This is a genomic window from Nonomuraea sp. NPDC003709 (assembly GCF_040610775.1).
Lineage (GTDB): Bacteria > Actinomycetota > Actinomycetes > Streptosporangiales > Streptosporangiaceae > Nonomuraea > Nonomuraea angiospora_A.
The window spans coordinates 875170-897592 of the sequence record NZ_JBEXMW010000002.1 but is presented as its reverse complement, the minus strand read 5'-3'; the positions used below and the strand labels follow the sequence as shown (position 1 = coordinate 897592).

24 protein-coding genes and 1 pseudogene are annotated in these 22423 nt (G+C 70.9%); 12 read left to right on the top strand and 13 right to left on the bottom strand.

Translation table 11 applies throughout. The features are described from left to right. Positions 1-148 (bottom strand): helix-turn-helix domain-containing protein (locus tag ABZX61_RS08570; protein WP_355192723.1); only part of this gene is annotated, 148 nt, incomplete at its 3' end. A 23-nt stretch (positions 149-171) separates the two neighbouring features. Between ABZX61_RS08570 and tnpA the strand changes: the two genes are divergently transcribed. Next, a complete protein-coding gene (tnpA, locus tag ABZX61_RS08565; protein WP_355192683.1) occupies positions 172-588 on the top strand; it encodes an IS200/IS605 family transposase in 417 nt (138 codons plus the stop codon). An 18-nt stretch (positions 589-606) separates the two neighbouring features. Here tnpA and ABZX61_RS08560 read toward each other — a convergent pair whose 3' ends face one another. From ABZX61_RS08560 to ABZX61_RS08550, 3 genes are all read right to left on the bottom strand, one after another. After that, positions 607-1194 carry a hypothetical protein gene (locus tag ABZX61_RS08560; RefSeq protein WP_355192681.1) on the bottom strand — a complete coding sequence of 196 codons (588 nt, stop codon included), beginning with the start codon at positions 1192-1194 and terminating at the stop codon, positions 607-609. A 52-nt stretch (positions 1195-1246) separates the two neighbouring features. Further along, positions 1247-2689, bottom strand: a complete 1443-nt coding sequence (locus ABZX61_RS08555) for a hypothetical protein (RefSeq protein WP_355192679.1) — start codon at positions 2687-2689, stop codon at positions 1247-1249. A 110-nt stretch (positions 2690-2799) separates the two neighbouring features. Then, on the bottom strand, positions 2800-3258 hold the full coding sequence (locus ABZX61_RS08550; RefSeq protein WP_355192677.1) for a MarR family transcriptional regulator: 459 nt from the start codon (positions 3256-3258) through the stop codon (positions 2800-2802). A 242-nt stretch (positions 3259-3500) separates the two neighbouring features. Between ABZX61_RS08550 and ABZX61_RS08545 the strand changes: the two genes are divergently transcribed. From ABZX61_RS08545 to ABZX61_RS08505, 9 genes are all read left to right on the top strand, one after another. Beyond that, positions 3501-3770, top strand: coding sequence for a hypothetical protein (locus ABZX61_RS08545; RefSeq protein WP_355192675.1), 270 nt, complete (start codon positions 3501-3503; stop codon positions 3768-3770). Further along, the gene (locus tag ABZX61_RS08540; RefSeq protein ID WP_355192673.1) at positions 3767-4156 is read left to right on the top strand and encodes a hypothetical protein; all 390 of its coding nucleotides are present in this window, start codon (positions 3767-3769) and stop codon (positions 4154-4156) included. Before ABZX61_RS08545 ends, ABZX61_RS08540 begins: the two co-directional genes overlap by 4 nt. A 12-nt stretch (positions 4157-4168) precedes the next feature. Next, complete coding sequence (locus tag ABZX61_RS08535; protein WP_355192671.1) at positions 4169-5080, top strand: SDR family NAD(P)-dependent oxidoreductase; 912 nt, start codon at positions 4169-4171, stop codon at positions 5078-5080. Next, the gene (locus ABZX61_RS08530; protein ID WP_355192669.1) at positions 5077-5949 is read left to right on the top strand and encodes an amidohydrolase family protein; all 873 of its coding nucleotides are present in this window, start codon (positions 5077-5079) and stop codon (positions 5947-5949) included. Before ABZX61_RS08535 ends, ABZX61_RS08530 begins: the two co-directional genes overlap by 4 nt. Beyond that, positions 5946-6401: a MaoC family dehydratase gene (locus ABZX61_RS08525; protein WP_350735003.1), complete on the top strand. Its 456-nt coding sequence runs from the start codon at positions 5946-5948 to the stop codon at positions 6399-6401. The genes ABZX61_RS08530 and ABZX61_RS08525 overlap by 4 nt, the downstream gene beginning before the upstream one ends. A 14-nt stretch (positions 6402-6415) precedes the next feature. Next, positions 6416-7912: a long-chain fatty acid--CoA ligase gene (locus ABZX61_RS08520; RefSeq protein WP_355192667.1), complete on the top strand. Its 1497-nt coding sequence runs from the start codon at positions 6416-6418 to the stop codon at positions 7910-7912. Positions 7913-7958: 46 nt separating this feature from the next. Then, complete coding sequence (locus ABZX61_RS08515; protein WP_355192665.1) at positions 7959-8480, top strand: histidine kinase; 522 nt, start codon at positions 7959-7961, stop codon at positions 8478-8480. 33 nt (positions 8481-8513) lie between these two features. Beyond that, positions 8514-9413, top strand: coding sequence for a DUF4097 family beta strand repeat-containing protein (locus ABZX61_RS08510; RefSeq protein WP_355192663.1), 900 nt, complete (start codon positions 8514-8516; stop codon positions 9411-9413). 94 nt (positions 9414-9507) lie between these two features. Further along, positions 9508-10080 (top strand): cysteine hydrolase, encoded by a 573-nt coding sequence (locus tag ABZX61_RS08505; RefSeq protein ID WP_355192661.1) that lies wholly within the window; start codon positions 9508-9510, stop codon positions 10078-10080. A 180-nt stretch (positions 10081-10260) separates the two neighbouring features. Here ABZX61_RS08505 and ABZX61_RS08500 read toward each other — a convergent pair whose 3' ends face one another. The 6 genes from ABZX61_RS08500 to ABZX61_RS08475 form a co-directional block, all read right to left on the bottom strand. Continuing rightward, complete coding sequence (locus ABZX61_RS08500; RefSeq protein ID WP_350734994.1) at positions 10261-10851, bottom strand: TetR/AcrR family transcriptional regulator; 591 nt, start codon at positions 10849-10851, stop codon at positions 10261-10263. Further along, positions 10848-13163, bottom strand: coding sequence for a YhgE/Pip domain-containing protein (locus ABZX61_RS08495; protein WP_355192658.1), 2316 nt, complete (start codon positions 13161-13163; stop codon positions 10848-10850). Before ABZX61_RS08495 ends, ABZX61_RS08500 begins: the two co-directional genes overlap by 4 nt. Then, the gene (locus ABZX61_RS08490; protein ID WP_350734990.1) at positions 13160-13720 is read right to left on the bottom strand and encodes an ATP-binding cassette domain-containing protein; all 561 of its coding nucleotides are present in this window, start codon (positions 13718-13720) and stop codon (positions 13160-13162) included. The genes ABZX61_RS08495 and ABZX61_RS08490 overlap by 4 nt, the downstream gene beginning before the upstream one ends. Positions 13721-13888: 168 nt before the next feature. After that, complete coding sequence (locus ABZX61_RS08485; protein ID WP_355192656.1) at positions 13889-15115, bottom strand: alkaline phosphatase family protein; 1227 nt, start codon at positions 15113-15115, stop codon at positions 13889-13891. Beyond that, the gene (locus tag ABZX61_RS08480) at positions 15112-16011 is read right to left on the bottom strand and encodes a LysR family transcriptional regulator (RefSeq protein ID WP_355192654.1); all 900 of its coding nucleotides are present in this window, start codon (positions 16009-16011) and stop codon (positions 15112-15114) included. Before ABZX61_RS08480 ends, ABZX61_RS08485 begins: the two co-directional genes overlap by 4 nt. Continuing rightward, positions 16008-17348, bottom strand: coding sequence for a cation:dicarboxylase symporter family transporter (locus ABZX61_RS08475; protein ID WP_355192652.1), 1341 nt, complete (start codon positions 17346-17348; stop codon positions 16008-16010). The genes ABZX61_RS08480 and ABZX61_RS08475 overlap by 4 nt, the downstream gene beginning before the upstream one ends. Positions 17349-17555: 207 nt before the next feature. Here ABZX61_RS08475 and ABZX61_RS08470 point away from each other — a divergent pair. Next, a pseudogene (locus ABZX61_RS08470) lies at positions 17556-18218 on the top strand (ADP-ribosylglycohydrolase family protein); the annotation flags it as partial. A 29-nt stretch (positions 18219-18247) separates the two neighbouring features. Here the strand turns inward: ABZX61_RS08470 and ABZX61_RS08465 are convergent. The 3 genes from ABZX61_RS08465 to ABZX61_RS08455 form a co-directional block, all read right to left on the bottom strand. Further along, positions 18248-19258 carry a leucine-rich repeat domain-containing protein gene (locus ABZX61_RS08465; RefSeq protein WP_355192650.1) on the bottom strand — a complete coding sequence of 337 codons (1011 nt, stop codon included), beginning with the start codon at positions 19256-19258 and terminating at the stop codon, positions 18248-18250. Positions 19259-19381: 123 nt separating this feature from the next. Beyond that, positions 19382-20482 carry a tetratricopeptide repeat protein gene (locus ABZX61_RS08460; RefSeq protein WP_355192648.1) on the bottom strand — a complete coding sequence of 367 codons (1101 nt, stop codon included), beginning with the start codon at positions 20480-20482 and terminating at the stop codon, positions 19382-19384. A 115-nt stretch (positions 20483-20597) separates the two neighbouring features. Beyond that, positions 20598-21389, bottom strand: a complete 792-nt coding sequence (locus ABZX61_RS08455) for a phytanoyl-CoA dioxygenase family protein (protein ID WP_355192647.1) — start codon at positions 21387-21389, stop codon at positions 20598-20600. A gap of 102 nt (positions 21390-21491) precedes the next feature. Between ABZX61_RS08455 and ABZX61_RS08450 the strand changes: the two genes are divergently transcribed. Next, positions 21492-22394, top strand: coding sequence for a helix-turn-helix domain-containing protein (locus ABZX61_RS08450; protein ID WP_355192645.1), 903 nt, complete (start codon positions 21492-21494; stop codon positions 22392-22394). Positions 22395-22423 lie beyond the last annotated feature (29 nt).

The following is a 22423-nucleotide window of genomic DNA, read 5'->3' as shown; positions in this document are numbered from 1 at the left end:
CCGGGGGGTATGGCAGCCCCGCCGCACGGGCGTCGGTCCGCAGGCGCAGTGCGTCGTTGAACACCACGCGGGCGCACCCGAACGCCCGCGCCAGCATGGCACGCTGGTCGGCGTCGGGATACAGCCGGTAGTTGCAACGAAGCTGCACCCACTGATCATACTCTTTGGTTTGTGGCCGAACATGAAGACATCAGAACTGGCAGACACTGTGTTTTCGCGCTCCACGCGCATTTGGTCTTCATGACCAAGTTCCGGCACAAGGTGTTCACCGACACCCACCTGAACCGGATGGAGGAGATCATGCGGGACGTGTGCGCCGACTTCGAGACCGAGCTGCGCGAGTTCAACGGCGAGAACAATCACGTCCACCTGCTGGTGAACTTCCCACCCAAGATCGCCCTGTCCAGACTCGTCAACTCGTTGAAGGGCGTTTCCTCACGCAGGATGCGCCAGGAGTTTCCCGAGCTGGCCCGTCACTATTACCGGGCGAACAAGCTGTGGTCGGGCTCGTACTTCGCCGGGTCGGTGGGCGGCGCACCGATCAGCGTCCTGCGCCAGTACATCGAGCAGCAAAACCGTCCCGGCTAGCGGGCACACGTCCAGGCCTCAGAGGGCCTTCCCGCGCGGGCCTTCACCTCCGGCCTGAAGGCCGGAGCACTGACCCGCATTCCGGTAGCTGGGGCATACGCAGTTCCTGTCGTCCTGTGGCGGGTCCACGACCTGGTTCGCGATCGGAGCCAGCAGCGTCTCGATCGCCTTGGCCGAAGCGACCGCAGCCTCGGTGACGCTGTAGGGATCGGCGGTGTCGGCCACGCTGACGTCCAGCCGATCCCCGTGCGACCAGACGTGGGCGCGTTGTCCGGCGATCTCCACGTGCCCCGGCTGCCCGATCCCGGGAAAGAGCGGCATGGCGACCGGGAAGCGGGCGAACTCGGCCGCGGTGTAGGCGACGCCGGGGACCGGCCGCGGGTCGCCGGGGCCGAGCCACGTCACGGGCACGCCGAGCGCGGACAGCGTCCGCACGAGGTCGTCCTGCGTCTCGATGCGCAGCCCGGCCAGCAGCTGGTCGCCGTCGTTGGCGTGCCCGCCGTACGCGCGGCAGAAGCGGAAGTAGGCGAGCTCGCGTGCCCACGCGTGCAGCTGGATCGGCGGGTGCCGCTCGTAGAGGTAGTCGGTCCAGCGCTGCCCATTCATCCGCCGGATCGTACCTCGCTGCCCACGTGGAGCTCGGTCCAGTGTTGCCCGTTCACTCGCCGGATCGTACCTCGCTGTCCGCGTGGTGGACGGTGAGGTCGCCGTACGGTGACAGCTGCGCGGTGAGATCGCCCGGTTTGCCGCGTAAGGTCGCGTCGAGGAATGCGGCGCTGGTGGCGGTTGTGAGGCGCAGCCCGGCTGTGCGGCCCAGCGACCCTGCCAGTGCGGGCACGGGCGGAAGGTAGAGCGGCGCGTCTGTGAAAGTCAGGTGCGCCGTCCCCGGGACGGTGAGCCGGTAGCTCGTGGCGGTGCTGAGGTCGAGCACCTGCGTGAGGCGGGGAATGTAGGTCGGGTTGTCCGCCGGGTCCACCGGGTGGGTGAGCGCGAGCACCGGTTGGCGGAAGGGCCGCGGCTCGGGGTCGTGGGCAGCGCCGTCCAGGTCGATGACCGCCGCGAACCGGGGATCCTGACGGGCCGCCAGCAACGCGGCGGCTCCGCCGATCGAGTGGCCGGTCACCGCGGCCCGAGCGGTGTCGAGGCGACCGGTCAACGGGCCTGCGACCCCACCGCGGTCGAGGCGGCCCAGCTGGGTCAGGACGAAGCTGAGGTCGGCGGCGCGCACCGCCGTCCAGCCAGCGGCCCGCCGCTCGTCCTCGCGCTCGTCGCCGGTCGCGGCGACCCGGGTGCGGATCGTCCGGCCGTCGGCGAGGACGACGGCGGCGGAGTCGTACGGGTGGTCGAGGGCCACCACGACGTAGCCGAGACTGGCCAGCTCCTCCGCCCACGCGGTGTTCTGGGTGCGCACTCCCCCGAGCCCCGGCGAGAACAGCACCACGGGGAACCGTCCTCCCGCCCCGGCCACGGCGGCACCCGGCACCGAGCGGGTGCGGGCGGTCGAGGCGCCGTCGAGCAGGAAGCCGGGCACCCCGAGGTAGTCCGCCGCGGCGCCGGAGACGACGCGCGCCTCCCGCTCCGTACGGCCGAGATACACAGACCGCGCGGTGCCCGTGGCGCTCCCCTGCGCCGGGTACCAGAACTGGACGACCACCGTGCGCCGGTCATCCGGGTCGGGGGTCGCGGGCTCCGGACGCGCCGGATCGGTCCACTCCAGCACGAGGGTGCCGACTGGAAACCGGCCCGACGGCTCGGGGAAATCGGGCACCGGAAACGCCCACGCCGCCACCGGCCCCGCGGCGAGGAGGCCGGCGCACGCCGCCCAGCCCGGCAACGCCAGCCACCACGGAGCCCGCCACGCGGCTCGGCCCAGCAGCACGGGAAGACTGAACGACAGCAGGATGGCCGCTCCCGCGAGAACCGGCACGAACTGCCAGCGCACCCCGGCCAGGAGCAGCGCCGCCGCTGAAAGCAGCACAACCGCCGACGCGCCCATCGTGACCGGCCGGCGAGCACGGGACGACGGGAGCCGGCGAGCGAGCACCAGCAGCGCGGCGGCCAGCACCACGACGATCTCCGGGAAGGACATGCTCAACGTCACCCGGCCATTGTTGAGGAGGGACGCGTCCCACCGCGTCCACCTGAGGTCTGGGTTTCAGGTCAGACCTACGGTTGACGCCATCGCCGTCGGGTGACCGTCGTCGAAGAGCTTCACAAAAGGGCCCGCCACGCCTTGGAGAGGGCGTGGCGGAGCTGGCCGACCTGGCGCGCGGACAGCTCGGCGATCATGAGCTCCTCGAGCTCGCGTACGGGCTCGGCGAGGCGGGCCAGGAGTTCGCGCCCCGCGTCGGTGAGGAGGATGTGCAGCTCGCGGCGGTTGGCCGGGTTGCGCTCGCGCCGGATGAGCCCGCGTTCCTCCAGGGCGCGCACCAGGTCGGCCACGGACTGGGCGGTGACGAACGAGTCGCGGGCCAGCTGCGCGGCCGACAGCCCGTCGTGCCGCTCCAGCACGGTGAGCGCGGTGTACTGCGTCACCGTGATGCCGGCCGGCCGCACCAGGTCGTCGAGGCGTGCGCGGACGACGAGCTCCACCTGTTTGACCATGTAGAGCAGCGACGGCGGTGCCTTGTCCGCGGCCGTTCCCGCCTGCTGTTCCGCCGTTGCGGCCATCACCTGCTCCTGAGTCGTCGTCGGGGAGATCCAGGCTAGGCCATTGACAGGAAACCTGTTGGCAACAAGACTGCCCATCGACAGGTTTCCTGTCAATTGAAGGCGGCTTGTCCGCGGCGTACCCGGCCTTTTCGTCGTGTGGCCGGGGCCACTCCGCGGCCCTGCCACGGGCGGTATCCGTGAGGGAGAAGCGCGACCATGAGCGAACCCGAGCCCGAGCCCGAGGAAGGCCAGGGGCGGCCGTGGCCGTGGCGGATATGACCGGCGTCGACGCGGCCAAGAGCGGCCGGGCCACCGTGATGGACCCGTCCACCGGTCAGGTGGCCGCCGCCGTACCCGCGGCGGACGAGACCGTGACGGCCGCCCGGGGCACGTTCGTCCTGGTCGGCGCACCGTCGTCGGCACCGGGCCGGTCCTCGACCTCGACGCCACGCCGCCGAGGCAGGCGCGTGAGGTCCGGCACCGAGCCGGCCCTCGACGTGGACGCCATGCTGCCGGGAGCGGGCGCGTGACCGGCCTGACCCTCGACGCCGGCCGGCTCCCCCAAGTCTTGGGCGCCGGCCGGCTCTCCCGAATCCTCGGCGCGGGCCGGCTTTCCCCGACGCCCGGTGCGGCTGAGACGCGGGCCGCGATTCCCGCCCTGGTCCCGCTCGTCCGTGCCGGCCGGCTGCCGGTACGGACGCCAGTCAGCCACCGGTGCAGAAGCCGACCGACCGCCAGTGCAGAAGCCGGCCGGTTTCCGGTGTGGAAGCCGGTCGGTCGCCGGTGCAGAAGCCGGCCAGCCGCCAGTGCGGAAGTCGACGGGCCGCCGGTGCGGAAGCCGGTCTGCCGCTACCCGTTCGACGACATCGATCGCGCCGCGCAGGGCAAGGCGATCGACCCCGTGATCACGTTCTGAGAGGTGTCCCACATGGATCTGACCGGCAAAGTGGCGATCGTCACCGGCAGCGGGCGTGGCCTCGGCCTGGCCTATGCCGAGGCCCTGGCCGCGGCGGGCGCCGCGGTGGTGGTGAACGACGTCGATCAGGAGACGGTGGACGCCGCGGTGGCGAAGATCACCGCGGCGGGCGGGCGGGCCGTCGGCGTGGCCGCCGCAGTCGGCGGTACAGCGGCGGCCGACCACCTGATCGGGGCGAGCGTACGGGAGCTCGGCCGCCTCGACGTGCTGATCACGAACGCGGGCATCCTGCGCGACCGGGTGCTGTGGAAGATGTCCGACGAGGACTTCGACGACGTCGTGAACGTGCACCTGCGGGGCACGTTCACGTGCGCCCGCGCGGCGGCGGTGCGGATGCGCGAGCAGGGCACGGGCGGGCGGCTGATCCTCGTCGGCTCGCCGGCCGGCCAGCGCGGCAACTTCGGCCAGACCAACTACGCCGCGGCCAAGGCCGGCATCGTCGCGATGGCCCGGACCTGGGCGATGGAGCTGGCCAAGGCCGACATCACGGTCAACGCGGTGATCCCGGTCGCGGCCACCGAGATGACCAAGACCATCCCGGCGTTCGCACCGGTCATCGAGGAGTCCGAGCGCACCGGGGAGCCGCTGCCCGGCTGGCTGCGCAGGGACGAGGGGCTGGGCACGGTGGAGGACGTGACCGGGCTGATCACGTACCTGGCCTCGGACGACTCCAAGGGCGTCACCGGACAGGCGATCGGCGTCGGCGGGGACCGGCTGGCCCTGTGGGCGCACCCGAAGGAGAAGGCGGTGGCGTACGCCGACGGCGGCTGGAGCGCCGAGGCGATCGCCGGGCAGTGGCACACGGGCGTCGGCGCCGAACCCGAGACCTACGGCATCCCCGCCCCCAAGGGAGCCGGACGGTGAACCTCGACAAGCTGGTCGCGATCGACGTCCACACCCATGCCGAGATCTCCAAGGACGGCCACGCCTCGCTGAGCCCGGTGCTGTTCGGCGCGTCCGAGCAGTACTTCGGCTCGCACGAGCGCCCTGCCATCCCCCAGATGGCGGCCTACTACCGGGAACGGAAGATGGCCGCGGTGGTGTTCACCGTGGACGCCGAGCACGCCACCGGCCACCCGCGCATCGCCAACGAGGAGATCGCCGAGAGCTGCGCCGAACACGCCGACGTGCTGATCCCCTTCGCCAGCATCGACCCGCACAAGGGCAGGGCCGGGGCGCGGGAGGTCCGCCGCCTGGTGGAGGGGCACGGGGTGCGCGGCTTCAAGTTCCACCCCAGCATCCAGGGGTTCGCCCCGAACGACCCGATGGCCTACCCCCTGTACGAGGTCATCGAGGAGCTGGGCGTGCCCGCCCTCTTCCACACCGGGCAGACCGGCATCGGCGCGGGAGTGCCCGGCGGGGGCGGCATCCGGCTCAAGTACTCCAATCCGATGCTGGTCGACGACGTGGCCGTGGACTTCCCCGAGCTGCGCGTCATCCTGGCGCACCCGTCGTTCCCCTGGCAGGACGAGGCGCTCGCCGTCGCCACGCACAAGCCGTACGTCCACATCGACCTGTCCGGATGGTCGCCGAAGTACTTCCCGCCCCAGCTCGTCCGGTACGCCAACAGCCTGCTCAAGGACAAGGTGCTCTTCGGCTCCGACTACCCCGTCATCACCCCGGACCGCTGGCTGGCCGACTTCGCCAAGCTCGACATCAAGCCCGAGGTCCGCCCCAAGATCCTCAAGGACAACGCCGCCCGCCTGCTCGGCCTCGACAAGGAGACCTCATGATCACGGTTGACGGACTCGCGGAGATCAAGGCCCTGGCCGGCCGCGACCTGGGCCACAGCTCCTGGCTGGAGATCACCCAGGAGCGGGTCAACACCTTCGCGGACGCCACGAACGACCACCAATGGATCCACGTGGACACCCGGCGGGCCGCGGACGGCCCCTTCGGCGGCACCATCGCCCACGGCTATCTCACCCTGGCCCTGGTCATCCCGCTGTTCAACGAGGTGCTCGGCATCCAGGGCGTGAAGATGAGCATCAACTACGGGCTGGAGAAGGTCCGCTTCCCCGCCCCGGTGCGCGTGGGCGCCAAGGTCCGCCTGGCCGCGAAGGTCGCCGAAGTCGAGGACGTACCCGGCGACGGCGTGCAGATGCTCTGCGACTTCGCGGTCGAGATCGACGGCGTCGGCAAGCCCGCCTGCGTCGCCCGTGCCGTCTACCGCCACTACGCCTGAGAGGTGACGGGACGGTGTTGAACGCAGGGCTCGGCGGGTGGCCGGCCAGGCGGGCCGCGATGTCGCCGGACCGCACCGCCTTCGTCTTCCGCGACCGCGCGACCACGTACGCGGAGGTGTTCGACCGCACCACCCGACTGGCCGGGCAGTTGCGCGCGGCCGGGGTGCGCAAAGGGGACCGGGTGGCCTACCTGGGGCAGAACCACCCGGCGTTCGTGGAGACGATGTTCGCCACGCACATGCTCGGCGGCATCTTCGTGCCGCTGAACTTCCGGCTCGCCGCGCCGGAGATCGACCACCTGCTGGCCCACAGCGGGGCGACCGTGCTCGTCCACGCCCCCGAGCACGCCTTCGGGCAGGCCGTACGCACGGTGGTGGCGCTGGGCGCGGACTACGAGGAGTGGCTCGCCGCCGGCGACCCCGCGCCCATCGACGTACCGGTCGGCCTCGACGACGCGGCCTGCGTCCTGTACACCTCCGGCACCACGGGCCGCCCCAAGGGCGCCACGCTGACCCACGGCAACCTGATCTGGAACTGCTACAACCTCCTGGTCGGGGTGGACGTCGCCGCCGACGAGGTGACGCTGGTCAGCGCGCCGCTGTTCCACGTGGCGGCGCTCAACCAGTGCCTGCTGCCCACGTTCCTCAAGGGCGGATGTTCGGTCATCATGCCGTCCTGGAGCGTGGACGCCTGCTTCGACCTCATCGCCGGGCATCGCGTCACCTGGATGTTCGGCGTGACCACGATGTTCGCCGCGCTCGCGCGGTCGCCCCGCTGGGCGGACGCCGACCTGTCGTCCGTACGCTGCCTGATGGCGGGCGGCGCGGCGGTCCCGCCCGCGCTGATCCACACCTATCAGGAACGCGGCCTGACCTTCTGCCAAGGTTACGGCCTCACCGAGACGGCGCCGGGCGCCACGTTCCTGGAGGCGGGCGAGAGCGAACGCAAGGCCGGATCCGCCGGGGTCCCGGTCTTCTTCACCAATGTCCGCTGCGTCCGCCCCGACCTGACCGACACCGCCCCCGGCGAACCCGGCGAAGTGATCATCCAGGGCCCGAACGTGACCCCCGGCTACTGGGACGACCCCGCCGCCACCGCGCGGGCCTTCTCCGAGGGCCGGTGGTTCCACTCCGGCGACATCGCGTACGTGGACCCCGACGGGCACTTCCACATCGTCGACCGGGTCAAGGACATGTACATCTCCGGCGGCGAGAACGTCTACCCGGCCGAGGTCGAGGCGGCCGCCTACGAGCACCCCGCGGTCGCCGAGGTCGCGGTGATCGGCGTGCCGGACGCCACGTGGGGAGAGGTCGGCCGGGCATTCGTGATCACCGCCCCCGGCCGCGGTCTGACCATCGGCGAACTGCGGGCGTTCCTGGCCGAGCGGCTGGCCAGGTACAAGCTCCCCGTGTACCTCGACCTCGTGGACGACCTGCCTCGCACCGGCTCGAACAAGATCCAGAAGAGCCGGCTGCGCGACACCCTCGGGAGCGCTCCCGGCCGGACGTGACGCGGCGACGCTGGCGTTGGCGTCACTTTGGCGCCATAATGGCGCCATGGATCTCAAGCCGTACGTCGACAGGCTACACAGGGACCTCGCGATCGCCGCGGAAGCAGGCGGCGAGGACGCGCGCGCCCTCGCCGAGCGACTTGTCTCACCTCTCGAGTCATCCGTCCGGCTGATCCTGCTGGAGGTCCTGTCGGCGGCCGCCGACGAGATCACCCGCGAGCTGGCGCCGGGTTCGGTGGAGGTCCGCCTGCGCCGCGGCGATCCCGACTTCGTCCTGACCCGATCCCCGGCGCAGCACCCGTCCGCGCCGGATGCCCCCGATGACGACGGCGGGCCGTCCGGCGCGGGCGTCCAGCCCGTGGAGATCCAGGAAGGCGGCACGGCCCGCTTCAGCCTTCGGCTCCCTGAGCACCTGAAGGTGCAGGTCGAGGAGGCCGCCCGCCGGGAAGGCCTGTCGGTCAACACCTGGCTGGTGCGTGCCGTCGCGGCCACGTTGGAGCCCGGCGGCCGCCGGGCGGCGGGGCGCGGCTCGGCGAGCGGGCGCAGCTACACCGGCTGGGTCGGCTGAGGCCCGGACGTACGCAACCACGAGGAGGGTTTCATGCCGACATTCGACACACCCGAGCCGATCTCGGTCAGCATCGACCTGCCCGGCGCAGAGGTCAGGATCATCGCGAGCGACCGCGCCACCACGGTGGTCGACGCCCGGCCTGACGACGGCGAGGGAGGGGCGGCCGCGGTCCAGATCGGCTACGCGGCCGGCAAGCTGGTCGTCAAAAGCGCCCAGCAGGAGTCCGCCCAGTCCCGGTATGCGGGCGCCGGAGCAGGCCCGCGGCGCCAGGGGTGGGGCCTGTCAGCCCTGGCCGGCCTGTTCGGCGACTGGGGGGAGTCGGTCCGCGTGACGATCGAGCTGCCGTCGGGCTCGCACGTACAGGGCTCGACGACGTCGGGCGAGTTCCACTGCACGGGCCGGTTGGGAGACTGCCGGCTGCAGACGGACCACGGCGACATCCGGCTCGACGAGGCCGGCGCGATCCAGCTGACCAGCGACAGCGGCGAGATCGGCGTCGAGCGCGCCACCGGCCGGGCCGAGGTCTCCAGCGCCTCCGGCGAGATCAGGATCCAGGAGGTGGACGGCCCCGCGTCGATCAGGAACGACGACGGGGAGTGCTACATCGGCGAGGTGACGGGCGACCTGCGGTTGATCGGCACCAGCGGCGACATGCAGGTCGAGCGCGCTCACGGCGGCGTCGAGGCGAAGAACGTGCACGGCAGCGTGCGGATCGGCGAGGTCGCGCGCGGCTCGGTCGTCCTGACAAGCACGACCGGCGACCTCGAGGTCGGCATCCGGCAGGGCACGGCGGCGTTCCTCGACGTGAGCACGGCCAACGGCAGGCTGCTCAACTCCCTCGACGCCCGCGAGAGCCCGGACGGGTTCGACGAGACGGTCGAGATCCGCGCCCGCAGCCACGACGGCGACATCACGATCCGCCGCGCCTGACGGGCCGCCCCCGATGAAGGGCGGCGGGTACGACACTGCCGTCGAGCCGCGCGGGTGATGGCGCGTCCGGGGCATCACGTCCGAACCTAGTAGCGTGACGGTACGTTCCGGCGAGTCCGTGCTCGTGGTCATCGACATGCAGAACTACTTCGTTCGCGATGTTTCTGCCCATATCGTCCCCGTCATCGCGGACCTTGTCGCCCGGTGGCGGTCGGCGGGGAACGACGTGGTGTTCACCCGCTACGTCAACCATCCGGGCTCGCCGTACGAGCGGCTGCTCGGCTGGACAGAATGCATGGAGCCGCCGCAGATCGAGATCGTCGACGAGCTGCGGGCGCACGCGCGGCAGGCGACGGCCGTCATCGACAAGAAGGGGTACAACCTGTTCGCCGACGCCGGCGGAGCGGCGCTGATCGCCGGACGCGGGTGGCGGGACATCTACCTGTGCGGGATCGCCACGGAAAACTGCGTGCTGGCGACCGCGCTCGGGGCGTTCGAGCTCGACCTGACGCCGTGGCTGATCGAGGACGCCTCCGCCAGCCACCGCGGGCGTCACGCCCACGACGCGGGAGTGTTCGTCGCGGGGAGCTTCATCGGCGGAAGACAGATCATCTCGGTAGCGGATATCCCGGCCTTGCCGACAGTCCCCGAGGACCGGAATCTCTGAGCGGCCAGCCCCGCGCCGGAGGGCCGAATCCCTGAGCGGCCAACCCCGCGCCGGTGGCCCGAATCCCTGAGCGACCGGACCACGCTGGAAGCCCGAATCCCTGAGCGACCGGTCCCCGCCTCGGGGCGCTCGCGAGGCCGGGGCCGCGAACTCGGCGCAGGTGTATTCGCCAGGTAGGGACTACTTGACGCGGCCGTGCAGGAGCTCGACCAGGGTCGCGTGAGTGCGCTCCAGCGGCCGGTCCGGATACAGGGCGCGGCGCTCGATGGCGACCGTCAGCACCATGCCGAACACGGCCGTCGCCGCCGTCTCCACGTCCAGGTCGGCTCGGACCTCGCCGTTCGCGGCGGCCCTGCGCAGCACGTCCGCGTACACTCCGAGCGCGCTCCGGCGCAGCCGCCCCACCGTCTCCTGCCACGCCGTCCGCCACATCTCGGCCAGCAGCACCCGGGCGAAGGCCCCGTGCTCCTCGAAGAACCTGAGCTGGCCGAGCACCACCGAGTCGAGCGCGTCCAGCGCGCTCTCCCCGGTGTCGGAACCGGCCAGCGCCTCGGCGAGCATGTCGATCGAGTGCTCCAGCAGCGCCTCGAACAGTCCCTCCTTGCTGCCGAAGTTGTAGAACACGGTGCCCTTGGCCACCCCGGCCCGCTCGGCGATGGCGTCGACCGTGGTGGCCGCGTACCCGTGCTCGGCGATCAGCTCCACAGCCGCCCTGAACACCTTCTGCCGGGTGTCCTGCCTGCTCCCGCGCCTGGCGCTCCGCTCATTCACAGCGCCAGCTCCGGGTGCAGGCGCTTGACGGACCAGATGCGGCCGCGCTCCACGGCGAGCGTGGTGAGCGCGAGCCCGAGTACGAGGAAGGCCGACAGCACTCCGCAAGCCTGCCACACCACGGTGAGATCGCCACCGCTGATCAGCCTGCGCAGCGCCGACACCACCCAGCTCATCGGCAGCCACGGCGAGATCGTCTGGAAGAACCCGGGCGACGTCTCGATGGGATACGTACCGGCCGCCGAGGTGAGCTGCAGCATCAGCAGCGCCAGCGCGACCACCCGTCCGGGCGGGCCGAGCAGCGCGTTCACCGCCTGCACGACCGCCATGAACGCGGCGGTCGCGAGCAGCAGCAGTCCGGCGAGCCCGGCCCAGCTCGCGGCCTCCAGCCCGAGCCCGAGCCGCAGAACCGCCACCAGCACGCCCACCTGCGCCGCCCCGAGCACCACCGCCGGCAGCCAGCCCGCCAGCGCGATCCGCACCGCGCCCGTCGTGCCCGCCAGCCGCCGCTGGTTCAGCGGCTTCAGCACCATGTACGCGATCATCGCACCGACCCAGAGCGCCAGCGGCAGGAAGAACGGCGCGAAACCGGTGCCGTAGTTGGGCACCTCGTTGTCGACGGTCTTGGCCAGCCGGACCGGATCGCTCATCACGTCCGCACGGTCGTCGCGCTGCTTGCCGTCGTAGTCGGGGATCCGGGCGGCGCCGTCGCCGAGCCCGCCTGCCAGCTCCTTCGATCCTGCGGCGAGCTTGGCCGCGCCCTTGTCCGCCTGGCCCGCGCCGTCGTGGAGCCGGTCCACGCCGGTGCTCAGTTCGCTCGCGCCGTCGCCCAGCCTGACCAGCCCGCCGCCCAGGCGTCCGATGCCGTTCGTGACCTGGCGCGAACCGTCGGTCAGCTTGGTCGCACCCTGGTAGAGCCGGTTCGCGCCGGTCGCGGCCGTGCCCAGGCCGGAGTTCACCTTCGCGGCGCCATCGGCCAGCTTGCCCAGGCCCGTGTCCAGGGCATTGAGCCGGTTTCTGGCCTGGTCCAGCTTGGACCCGAGCTGAGGTGCCACAGCCGCGATCTTGCGAGCCTGCGCGGCCAGCTCCCGCGCCTGGTTCCTCAGGTCCGCGACGCCGTCGATCCGGGTTCCCGCGCCGCTGCCGGCGCTCGTCCGGGCGGCGTCCTGGGCCTGGTCCGCCTGAGTGGCGGCCCGGCGCGCGGCGGCTGCCGCGTTCTTCAGCAGGCCGCGTACCTCGGGGTCGGCGTCCGCGCCGAGGCGGTCGAGCGCGGCCTGCGCCTGCGAGCTCGCCTCCCTGGCGCTGTCGGCCGCGCTTCCCGCGTGGGTGTTCGCCGCGCTCGACTGTGCCACGCCCGTTGACGACCCGTCGTCGGCGACCTTGTCGGCGGCGTCGGCGACCGCCTCGGCGGTCCGGGAGATCTTGGGACCCCATTCGTCCAGCACGGGGACGTACGTGTCGGCGAGCTGGTTGACCGTGCGGGTCTGAGCGTGAACCTGCTGGTATGCCTCCTTCGCTCCGGAACTGAGCGGAGCGGTTCCTTTCTCGTGGAGCTGGTTCAGGCCGTCGCGCAGTTGCCCGATGGCCTGCTGCGCCTGCGTGAGGCCCTGCGTGACCTGGGCCGAGCCGTCACGCAGCCTGCCCGTGGCGGTGTTGGCGGTGCTCAGGCCGGCGGAGAGCTGCCGGGCGCCGTTCTCGGCCGTGCCCAGGCCGTCGCTGAGCCGGGAGACGCCGTCACCGAGCCGCACGACGCCGTCGTGCAGCTTGTCCGCGCCCTCGGCGGCCTCCGCCGTCTTGTCGTGGATGTCGCCGATCGAGACGAAGACGTTGTCGAAGTAGTCGTGGATCGCCGTGCGCTCGGCCGCCGCCCGTACCTCGTTGAACACCGCGTCCGAGATGCTGCCCATGATGTAGCTGCGGCCCGTGTCCACGCGCAGCCCGAGCCGCGCCGGGCTCGGTGCGGCGGCGTCGTCGGCGGGTGAGGCCAGCTTGGCGCTGAAGTCGGCGGGCACGGTCAGCGACAGGTAGAACGTGCCGTCCGCGACCCCGTCGGCCGCCTGCCTCGCGGTGGTCTCGTGCCAGCCGAAGACGTCGCGCTTCCGCAGCTCGCCGGCCAGGTCGCGGCCCGCGTGCAGGGTCTTGCCCGCGGCTTGGGCAGGCCGGTCCTCGACGACCAACGCGACCGGCACGCGGTCCAGATTGCCCTGCGGGTCCCAGAACGACCACAGATACAAGCCCGCGTACAGGAGTGGCAGCACCACCACCGCCGCCAGCGCCGCTCTCGTCAGCCGCGACCGCAACATGCCCTTCATGACAGCTCCACCAGCTGGTCGAAGCGGGCGGGCGGCGTCACGCACGAGGCCACCACCGTGCGGTCGAGGCTCCGCAGCAGGTTCCACAGCGCCTGCTGCCGGTCGGCCGGCAGGCCCGCGTCCACGTTGTCAGCGACGATCACCTCGGGCTCGTCCAGCAGCGCCAGCGCGAGGCCCAGCCGCACGCGTTGCTCGCGATCCAGCTCCCGCACCAGCGTTCGCTCCTGGCCCGCCAGCCCGACCCGCTCAAGAATCTCCTGGTACGGCCGGCGCCGCCGCTCCCGCAGGTGCTCCCCGACCGTCAGCGACCGGTCCAGATCCGTCACCCCGTCGATCAGCGCCAACGCCACGGCTTTGCGGATGGCGCGGCGCCCGGCGTGCCCGGCGACGTTCAGTGCGCCTTTGGTGGGCTTCATCCGCCCGGCCAGCGTCAGCAGGAGGCTCGTCCGCCCGCTCCCCGCCGAACCCGCGACCACCGTGAGCGTGCCGGCCCCGGCCTTCAACGAGACCTCCGGGTACACCTCCTCGATCGCCAACCCTTCCGCAACGATCATCATGACTCCATTCTTTATACTGACCAGTCAGTACAAAGATAGAGCCGGTTCGCGCGGCCGCACCTATGGAGGCGCGGTGGCATTCGTCACCTTTCGGCATGCTTGCCGGCCTGCCGTGGCCACGTGGCCGGCCGGCGTCGCCCCACCCCGGCTTCAGACGGACCGTGCCGTCTACACGGTGTTGTTGAGCGTCAGATCGTGGATGTCCCGATTCCTCAGCACACCGGCGTACAGCCGCTTCGCCAGCGGCCCCCTGACGGGGCGGCTGAGGATCAGCGGAACGAGCTGCTCGTGCCTGCTGCCGTGGGATCGGAGACCTCCATGGAGCTGGGAGAGATCGTGATCGACCGCATGGCGGCCGAGCGCGGTGTCGGCCGCGGCCGCGAGACCGAGGTCGCCGATGCGGTCCACCGGAAGCTCGTAGATCGTCGCCGCGTCCTCACGTTCCCAGACCTCTTCGATACCGGGCAGTGCCGCGAGGGCACGCACGGCGGCCTCGCGATGCTCGGGAGCCAGATGCAGCCAGGCGAAGCCCCCGAGCGCCCCGTGATGCTTGGGGTAGGGGTCGGTGATGGGCAGCACGATCTCCTCGAACGGGACGCCCGCTTCGGTGAGGAGGTCGCCGAGATAGTGCACCCGAGCGGTGCCGGCGTCGTGGTGCTTGGCGTTCATTCCATGATCGGCGGTGATCCCCACGGTGCACCCGGCGTCCAGGTACGCGCCGAGCAAGGCGTCGAACTCGACGAAGAACCGGTCGGCGAGTTCGTCCCCGGGTGCTGCGGCATGCTGGACCCGGTCCGTGAGGGAGACGTAGATGAGGCGCAGCCCGGGAACCCGCTGAAGCACGGCGAGGCCGATGCGCATCGCGTAGTGGCTGGCGGAGGGGTCGTAGACGTCGGGAGCAGGTGTTCCGACGAGCTCCTCGATGTCGTCGATCCCGTACTCGGGCAGTGCGGCACCTGTTGCGCGTTCGACGCTGACGCTCGGCACGCCGCCGTTTCCGAGCAGGCGCCGGAGCTTGTCCTTGGTCGTGACGGCCAGGGTCGGGATCCCGCGGGCGGCGAACTCGGCGTGGATGCTCGGCGCGCGAAGAAATCGAGGATCATTGAGCAGCTCCAGTGAGCCGTCGGGCAGCCGGCAGTAGTTCCCGGGGATGCCGTGGATGGCAGGCGGAACGCCGGTGACGATGGAGATGTTGTTCGGGTTGGTCAAGCTCGGCATCTCTGACGCTCCGACGGAGAAGACGCCGCCGTCGTCGAGCATCCGCTGGAGACGGGGCATGATGCCGCGGCTCAGCCCGTCCCGGAAGTATCGTGGGTCACCGCCGTCGACGGTGATGACGACGACGGGGTGATCCGGGACGGTGTACGGGCGATCGTTCACGGTGATGGTGGTCATGGTGTCCTTTCTTCACGGACGCTTTCGATGAAGAGCTCTTCGACCAGCGTCGGCGGTCGTGCCGCCAGCCTGATCAGCTGGATCGGGCGTTCGGGAGGCGCCGGGTCGAGATGGACCTCGGCGACCCGGCCGAGCAGCAGGGCCTCCTCGGCGACGGCCCTGGGCAGGCAGGCCAGGCCGAGACCCTGGGCCACCGCGGCGACGATCGCGCTCGTGCCGGCGATCGTGCCGGCATGGGTGCGTGGGATTCCCCACCTCTGCGCCATGTCAACCTGGTACTGGCGCGTGGTGGACCCCTCCTCTCGAAGCAGGATGCGGGTGCCGCGCAACAGGCGAGGCTCCACCCGCTGCCCGGCGAGCGGGTGATCGCCGGCCACGATGACCACCTGCTCCTCGCTTCCCGCTGCCGTCGCGCTGAGAGAGGGCTGCTCGCTCTGAGCGGCGACGAGCGCGAGAGGCAGCTCGCCGGAGAGCACCTTCTGGGTGATGAGCGAGGAGTTCGCAACGTGGAGTTCCAGCTCGACGTCCGGGTAGCGGTCCAGAAAGGAACGCAGGAGCCGTGGAAGCAGGCGCTCCGTCGCAGTGGTCGTGCCTCCGATGGCCAGGACACCGGCCACCGGCGCCCGTCGTACACGCGTGATCTGATCCAGCGCCTCGTCCGCGAGGGCGAGCAGACCACGGCCGTACTCAAGGAGCTTCTCACCGGCCTCGGTGAGCCTGAGCGACGGCGCGGAACGGTCGACCAGCACCGCACCGACCTCGCCTTCGAGCTGCTGAAGGTGAGACGAGACGGTCGACTGCGCGACGCCGAGCGCTCTCGCGGCCGCCGAGATACCGCGGTGATCGGCGATCGCCACGAATACCTGAACCCGTTGGAGGCTGAGTTTGCCGGTCATCGGCCGCTGACCTTCTCCGGCTCGGATGTCAGCGGGACGGGAGGCGCGGACTTCCCGGACATGACGGCGTTGGCGGCTGACGACGAGATCTCGCCTTGCCAGCGCGCGATCACCAGACCTGCCACCGCGTTGCCGAGCGAGTTCACGACGGCGCGGCACTCGGACATGAATCGGTCGATCCCGAAGACGAGCATGACACCCGAGACCGGGATGACGGACGTCGCCGACACCGTCGTGGACAGCATCACGAAGCCGCCTCCGGTCACACCCGCGGTTCCCTTCGACGACAACAACATCACCGCGAGGAGCAGCAGCTGCTGGCCGAGATCGAGGTCAATCCCCAGTGCCTGTGCGATGAACATGCTGGTCAGCGTGAGATAGATGCATGTGCCGTCGAGGTTGAACGAATAGCCCGCGCTGACGGTGATGCCCGCCGTCCCCTTGTCGACGCCGAGGCGGGTGAGTTTGGCGACGATACCGGGGATCGCGGCTTCCGAGGAGGACGCGCCCAGCGCCAGCAGGATCTCGTCCTTGAAGTACCGGAAAGTGTGCAGCGGGTTCAGCCGTACCAGCAGCAGGATGCCGCCGAGGACGACGACCACGAACGCGATCGATGTGCCGTAGAAGGTGCCGATCAGCTTCAGCAGCGCGCCGATGGTCGCCACCCCGAAGTGGCCCACGGTGTACGCCATCGCGCCGAACACGCCGACGGGGGCGGCATACGTAACGAGTCGCACGATCGTGAACAGGACCTCGCCGATCCGGTCGACCGCCCGGGCCACGGGCCGAGCTCTATCGCCGAGGACGGCCAGGGCGACGCCGAACAGAACGGCGAAGAACAGAATCTGAAGAATCGCGCCTTCGGCGAAGCTCGCCACGATGTTCTTCGGGAAGATCTGCAGCACGTAGTCGGTCCACGACATCTCTGACGCCGCGTCAACCCGCGCGCTCACCTCGTCGGTGAGCTGAAGCTGGGCGGGGTCCACCGCCAGGCCGTCACCCGGGCGCACCAGGTTCACGGCGAGGAGCCCGAGCAGCAGCGCCAGCGTGGTCACGATCTCGAAGTACGCGATCGAACGCAACGCGATCGCGCCGACGTGCCGGAGCCGGTTCACGGCTGCGATGCCGCTGACGACCATGCAGAAGACGATCGGTCCCAGCAGCATCGTCAACAGCCCGACGAACGTGTCCCCCAGAACCTCCAACGACGTCGCGAAGCCAGGTGCCACCAGGCCGACGATCACGCCTGCGGCCATTCCGGCGAGCACCCACGTGTACAGCTGCCGGTACCAGGGCCTGCGCACGCGCTGAGCACTCTCGACAACGGCTGAAGCCATGATTTTCCACCTCCACCTGATGAGGCGAGCGCATGCCTCGCTCCGCCCACCCGGACATCGTGGGCGGCGACACGTAGAGGAAGGTGAACGACGGCCACCCGGCCAGGCGAATGTGCGACGACAGGCCGGCCACCGTCCGATGGCCCCCATCGGGTATGCCGATCAGCAGGTACGCCACCGGGGAAGCCCCGTCATGACTTCGACCGCGGATACGGCCCGGCGACGAACCGGATGCTTCGGCTGGTCCGCGAAGGAGGCGACTGGCGGACGCTTTCCGCGGAGGTCTTCGACGGCAAGGGCTCGTGGGGCAACGGTGCCGCGATGCGCGTGGCGCCGCTCGGCGCCTGGTTCGCCGACGACCTGCCACAGGTGGTCCGACAGGCCGCCCTGTCGGCACAGATCACCCACACTCATCCGGAAGCGGTGGCCGGCACCATCGCCGTTGCCGTGGCCACGACCGTGACCGTCAACGAACCCGGCCTCCCCGCCGGTCGTTTCCTCGATCGGGTCAGAGAGCACGTGCCCGCGAGCATGGTCCACGACGGTATCGCCGAGGCGCGGCAACTCCTCACCATCAGCGACCCCGTACTCGCCGCCCGGATGCTCGGGAACGGGCGACAGGTCAGCGCTCACGACACGGTCCCGTTCACCCTCTGGGTGGCGGCTCGCGAACGCCATGACTTCGAAGCGGCCATGTGGACCACCGCGGCGGCCGGCGGGGACGTCGACACCACCTGCGCGATCGTCGGCGGCATCGTCGCGGTTGCCGAGAACGCTCATCTGCCGCAGGAGTGGAGAAGACGATGTGAACCGCTCCCGGACTGGGCAGGCGACCCCAGCCCGTCTCCACGTGAGGCGCACGGCCGATGATCAGCTGCTGTATCTCGGCCAGGTCCATCTCATAGGCGGTTGCCCGCTGTGTACCGGTGCGGTGCGTCGCCGCCCTGCCCGTCGGAGACGTCGACGATGCCGGGCAGTTCACTGATCAGGCGGGCCTGCGCCGTCGGGGAGAGGAAATGATGGTGCAGGTCGAGTCCGTGCAGGTGTGTCAGCGGCTGACCGGTCAGTAGCGCCTCCGCGCCGGTGTCGCTGAGCGTGCCCAGCGACAGGTCCAGCACCTCCAACCTGGCCACCACCGGCGCCGTCGCCACCGCCGCGGCTATCTCATCTGCGAGTTCGGCGTTGCGCAGGCACAGACACCGCAGCCGCGGCCACCGCGCGCCCGAGAGGATCGGCGCGAGATCGGCGATCGTCGGCCCGTCGTGGAGCTCGTCGCCCAGCCACAGCTCGAGGTGCTCCAGAGCCGGAAGGTCCGACTCCGCGATCGCGACCACCGTTTCGCGGGACAGGGCGCCGGACTCGATCGCCAGATGTCGCAGTGACGCATGCGTGAGCGGACGGCGAAGGCCGGTGCTGTCGCCCATGCCGCCGCGCACCCGTAGCGTCTCAAGCCGCGGATATGCGGCGAGCAGCTCCTCCACGTGGGCGTCGTACCACTGGTCGAGGCCGGCTTGCTCGCCGACGAACATCGCCTTCAGCCCGGTCAACCGTTCGGCCGCCTCACCCAGGATCTGGATCGGCGCCTCGTCCTCCTCCAGCTCAGGCCCCCAGCGCCCGACCACCAGCGCCTCGACGGAGGCGGGCGGCACCGTGTCGAGGAAACCCTCGAAAACCGCCCGGAAGATCGGATGGGTGCGATCACCCTCGAACTCGGCCGGCACTTCCCACTCTTCGCCTGAATCGTCATCCGCCTGGGGGCCGATGCTGATCCTCCAGGCCACGGTTTCATCGGACTGCCGGCCGTCCGGTTCGTCGCCCCCGAAATCGACGACGGCGCGACCGGCGAAGGCGCTGGGAGACTCGGCGCCGTCCGGATGATTCCGGTAGTGCCCCGCGTAGGTCCAGCTCATTGGCGCTCCTGTCCCAGGACTGTCGGGCCGCCGCTCCGCCGGCGGCCGGCCGGGGCGACCCTATCGATCGCCCTTGCCGCCTGACTCGACGTTGATCGTCCTGTTGTCTCGCCGGGCGCCGTGTCAAGGAATGACTGGACCAGGGCCGGCCAGCTGCTGGCGTGTCTGAACGAGCAGCTCTGGTACCGCGCGGCGGGACAGGGCAAGCGCCTTGCGCGCGATGCGGCGGCCGTCGCGCGTCCGGCCGGCGGCGCTCAGCACGAGCGCGTGTGCTGTGAGCGCCGAGAGCAGCGCCGGGGTGTAGGCCAGGGCGTCCTGCCTGGCCGCTGACTGCGTCACCTGGACCATCCGCCCACTGCTGGAGATCGCTTCGTCAGGATCCGTCCGGCAAAGGATCTTGGCGTGGGTGCCGCTGACGCGTGCCAGGAGGTGGAGATACTCACCGCGGTACAGGTTGATCAGTCGCTCGCAGCATTCGACCGCCTCCTCCGCGTCCGTGAGTGCGTCCTGCTCTCGACCGGCGGCAAGCTCGCAGGTGGCGCGGATGTCCAGGACGCCGGCCAGGGCGGGCAGGTAGCGGTGGTCGTCGCGCGCGCTGATCGTACGTAACGCCGTCAGGGCCTCCTGGCTCGCCGCCAGGGCCTCGTCGTGCCGCGCAGCGAGGCTGAGCAGGCTTGCGCGGGTGGCGAGGGTCATGGCCACGTCACGCTCGTGGTCGGGGCCGCCGCGCCACTGGCCGAGGCCCTCCCTGCGGACCCGCAGGGCCTCGGCGTTCACCTCAAGGGCCTCCTGGGGCCGTCCGGCCAGCTGGAGCATGCCCCGGTGCGCGTCAAGTGCCTCGGCGAAGCCGTCGAGATGCTCGCGGCGGCGGTCGGGGGCGCTGTCCAGCAGGCTGCGATGATGCCCGATCCGTTCGGCGCTCGCCTTCAGTGCCTGTTCGACCCGGCCCGCGCCCAGCAGGGCCCTGGCATGCTGGTCCAGGGCGGTGGCCAGCTGAGGCAGGTAGCGCTCGGGGGCGGCCTGGGACGGGGCGCGCAGGGAGTCGGCCGTGGCGGCGAGCTTGCGTATCCGCCACCACTTCCAGATCGGCGGCAGGAGCCAGCCGAGACCGATGATCACGGCGAACGGCAGCACCGTCGCCCAGCCCGGCCACACGATGAAGGAGATCAGTGCGGTACCGGCCACCAGTCCCAGGAGGGCCATGACCGCGCAAGATCGCATCATGACGACCAGTGTGACGCCCGGTGACCAAAGCGCAATCCCGGGCTCAGGCTCAGCGGCCCTCCCGATTGTCGCGGAGGGCCGCTGCCTCTCCTAGCGGCCCAAAGGGACCGGTCGGCTAAGCCCAGGGGCGGGGGAAGGCGTCGCCGTCCAGCCGCTCGCCTGCGGCGAGTCCGAGAGGATCGGTCACGACGTGCCCGGCCCCGCTGTAGCGGGTCGCCTCGTCCATGTAGATGGTGACGTGCGCGAGCCGGGCCTGGTCGGTACGGTTGGGCAGCGCCATGTGGCCGGTGTAGCCGCTGTGGAAGGTGCAGTCGCCCGCGCGGAGCGGCACGGTGACGCGGGGGATCCAGCGCAGGGACGGGTCCGCCTCGAACAGGTCCTCCTCTTCGTGGAGGTCCTGCGGACGCAGGCCGTCGCGATCCTGGGTGCCGGGCAGGAAGGTCATGCAGCCCCGCTCCGGAGGAACGTCCACCAGCGCTATCCACGCCGACAGCGGGAGCCGGTCCCCCGTGTGCGGCCAGTACGGACGATCCTGGTGGAACTCCGTGGCGGCGTTGTTGTGCGGCTCCTTGACCAGCATCTGGTCGTGCCAGAGCCGCAGCGAGAACCCGGCGAGCTGCTCGGCGATCCGGCCGATCAGCGGGTCGAACGTGAGCTCCCGCAGCGTCTGGTCGCGTTGCCAGACGTTGACCAGCTGGCTGAAGGTGCCCTGCTTCTCCAGGCTCTCCGCGCGGTGCGCCTCCAGGAACGCCTCGGCGCCGGCCCGGAAGCGCTCGACCTGGCCGGGCTCGAGCACGCCCCTTACTCGGACGAAACCGTTTTCGCGGTAGGCCGCCACCAGCTCGTCCGGCACCCGGCCATCGGCGCCGACATCGCTGACGAACTGCTCGGTCGTGGTCGTTGCCATCGCTGACCTCCAGGGTTTCTTGCTGTTGGGATACCGCAAGCCTCGTCGAGACGTGCCGCCACGGGCTAGGCCGATCCCGGCGATTAGTCGTACGATCCCGACATGCCTGCCATGCTGCACGAGCACGCGCTGTTCGCCGGAGGCCCGGTCCTGGCAGGTGTCCACCACCTGAACCCCGACATCGAGCCGCACGCGCACGACTTCCTCGAGATCGCCGTGATCGGAACCGGTCACGGCCGGCACATGACCAGCCGGGGCGAGCACCCGCTGCGGCGCGGGCAGGTCGTCGTGCTCCGCCCCGGCGCGTGGCACGGGTTCCGCGACTGCACCGACCTGACCGTCGCGAACTGCTGCCTGTCCGCCCAGGCGCTACGGGGCGAACTGGCGGCGCTGTACGACATCCCGATGCTGCGCCGGATGATGTGGACCGACCCGGTGGCCTCCGGCACGCACGGCGTGGCGGTCACGACCGTCGATCCGGCCGCCGCCGAAGAGGCCATCGCGGAGATCGGCCTGCTCGAACGGGACCTCGCCGCCGAGCGGCGCCGGCCGGGCCGCGTGCTGGGCCGGCTGGTCACCGTGCTCGGCGTCCTGGCCGACGGCCGCGACCCCGAGTGGCAGCCGCTCGAGTCCACCGTCCACCCCGCCGTCGCCGCCGTCATCGCCCGGCTCGAGGCAGCGCCCGCCGATCCGTGGCGGCTGGACGAGCTCGCCCGGTCGGTCAACCTGGATCCCGCGTATCTCGGACGGCTGTTCAGGCAGTACGTCGGGCTGACGCCGCTCGGCTTCCTGGCCCGGCTGCGGGCCGAGCGCGCCGCCACCTTGCTGGCGCACTCGACCCTGCCGACCGCCCGGGTCGGCGCCGCCGTCGGCTGGGACGACCCGACGTACTTCGCCCGCCGCTTCCGGGCGCTGGTCGGGCTGACACCCACCGAGTACCGGCGACGTAGCCGATCAGCCGCCCATGCTCAGCTCGGCGGCCCGGCCGAGCGGACGAGTTCCTGACCCCCAAGGAGGCCCGCCACCTGGACCGT

What these genes read in the sequence shown, in the direction of transcription:
- ABZX61_RS08560 (WP_355192681.1), bottom strand. Translation starts at nt 1,194, where the DNA reads ATGAATGGGCAGCGCTGGACCGACTACCTCTACGAGCGGCACCCGCCG.
- ABZX61_RS08550 (WP_355192677.1), bottom strand. Translation starts at nt 3,258, where the DNA reads ATGGCCGCAACGGCGGAACAGCAGGCGGGAACGGCCGCGGACAAGGCA.
- ABZX61_RS08535 (WP_355192671.1), top strand. Translation starts at nt 4,169, where the DNA reads ATGGATCTGACCGGCAAAGTGGCGATCGTCACCGGCAGCGGGCGTGGC.
- ABZX61_RS08525 (WP_350735003.1), top strand. Translation starts at nt 5,946, where the DNA reads ATGATCACGGTTGACGGACTCGCGGAGATCAAGGCCCTGGCCGGCCGC.
- ABZX61_RS08515 (WP_355192665.1), top strand. Translation starts at nt 7,959, where the DNA reads ATGGATCTCAAGCCGTACGTCGACAGGCTACACAGGGACCTCGCGATC.
- ABZX61_RS08510 (WP_355192663.1), top strand. Translation starts at nt 8,514, where the DNA reads ATGCCGACATTCGACACACCCGAGCCGATCTCGGTCAGCATCGACCTG.
- ABZX61_RS08495 (WP_355192658.1), bottom strand. Translation starts at nt 13,163, where the DNA reads ATGAAGGGCATGTTGCGGTCGCGGCTGACGAGAGCGGCGCTGGCGGCG.
- ABZX61_RS08490 (WP_350734990.1), bottom strand. Translation starts at nt 13,720, where the DNA reads ATGATGATCGTTGCGGAAGGGTTGGCGATCGAGGAGGTGTACCCGGAG.
- ABZX61_RS08485 (WP_355192656.1), bottom strand. Translation starts at nt 15,115, where the DNA reads ATGACCACCATCACCGTGAACGATCGCCCGTACACCGTCCCGGATCAC.
- ABZX61_RS08480 (WP_355192654.1), bottom strand. Translation starts at nt 16,011, where the DNA reads ATGACCGGCAAACTCAGCCTCCAACGGGTTCAGGTATTCGTGGCGATC.
- ABZX61_RS08475 (WP_355192652.1), bottom strand. Translation starts at nt 17,348, where the DNA reads ATGGCTTCAGCCGTTGTCGAGAGTGCTCAGCGCGTGCGCAGGCCCTGG.
- ABZX61_RS08465 (WP_355192650.1), bottom strand. Translation starts at nt 19,258, where the DNA reads ATGAGCTGGACCTACGCGGGGCACTACCGGAATCATCCGGACGGCGCC.
- ABZX61_RS08460 (WP_355192648.1), bottom strand. Translation starts at nt 20,482, where the DNA reads ATGATGCGATCTTGCGCGGTCATGGCCCTCCTGGGACTGGTGGCCGGT.
- ABZX61_RS08455 (WP_355192647.1), bottom strand. Translation starts at nt 21,389, where the DNA reads ATGGCAACGACCACGACCGAGCAGTTCGTCAGCGATGTCGGCGCCGAT.
- ABZX61_RS08450 (WP_355192645.1), top strand. Translation starts at nt 21,492, where the DNA reads ATGCCTGCCATGCTGCACGAGCACGCGCTGTTCGCCGGAGGCCCGGTC.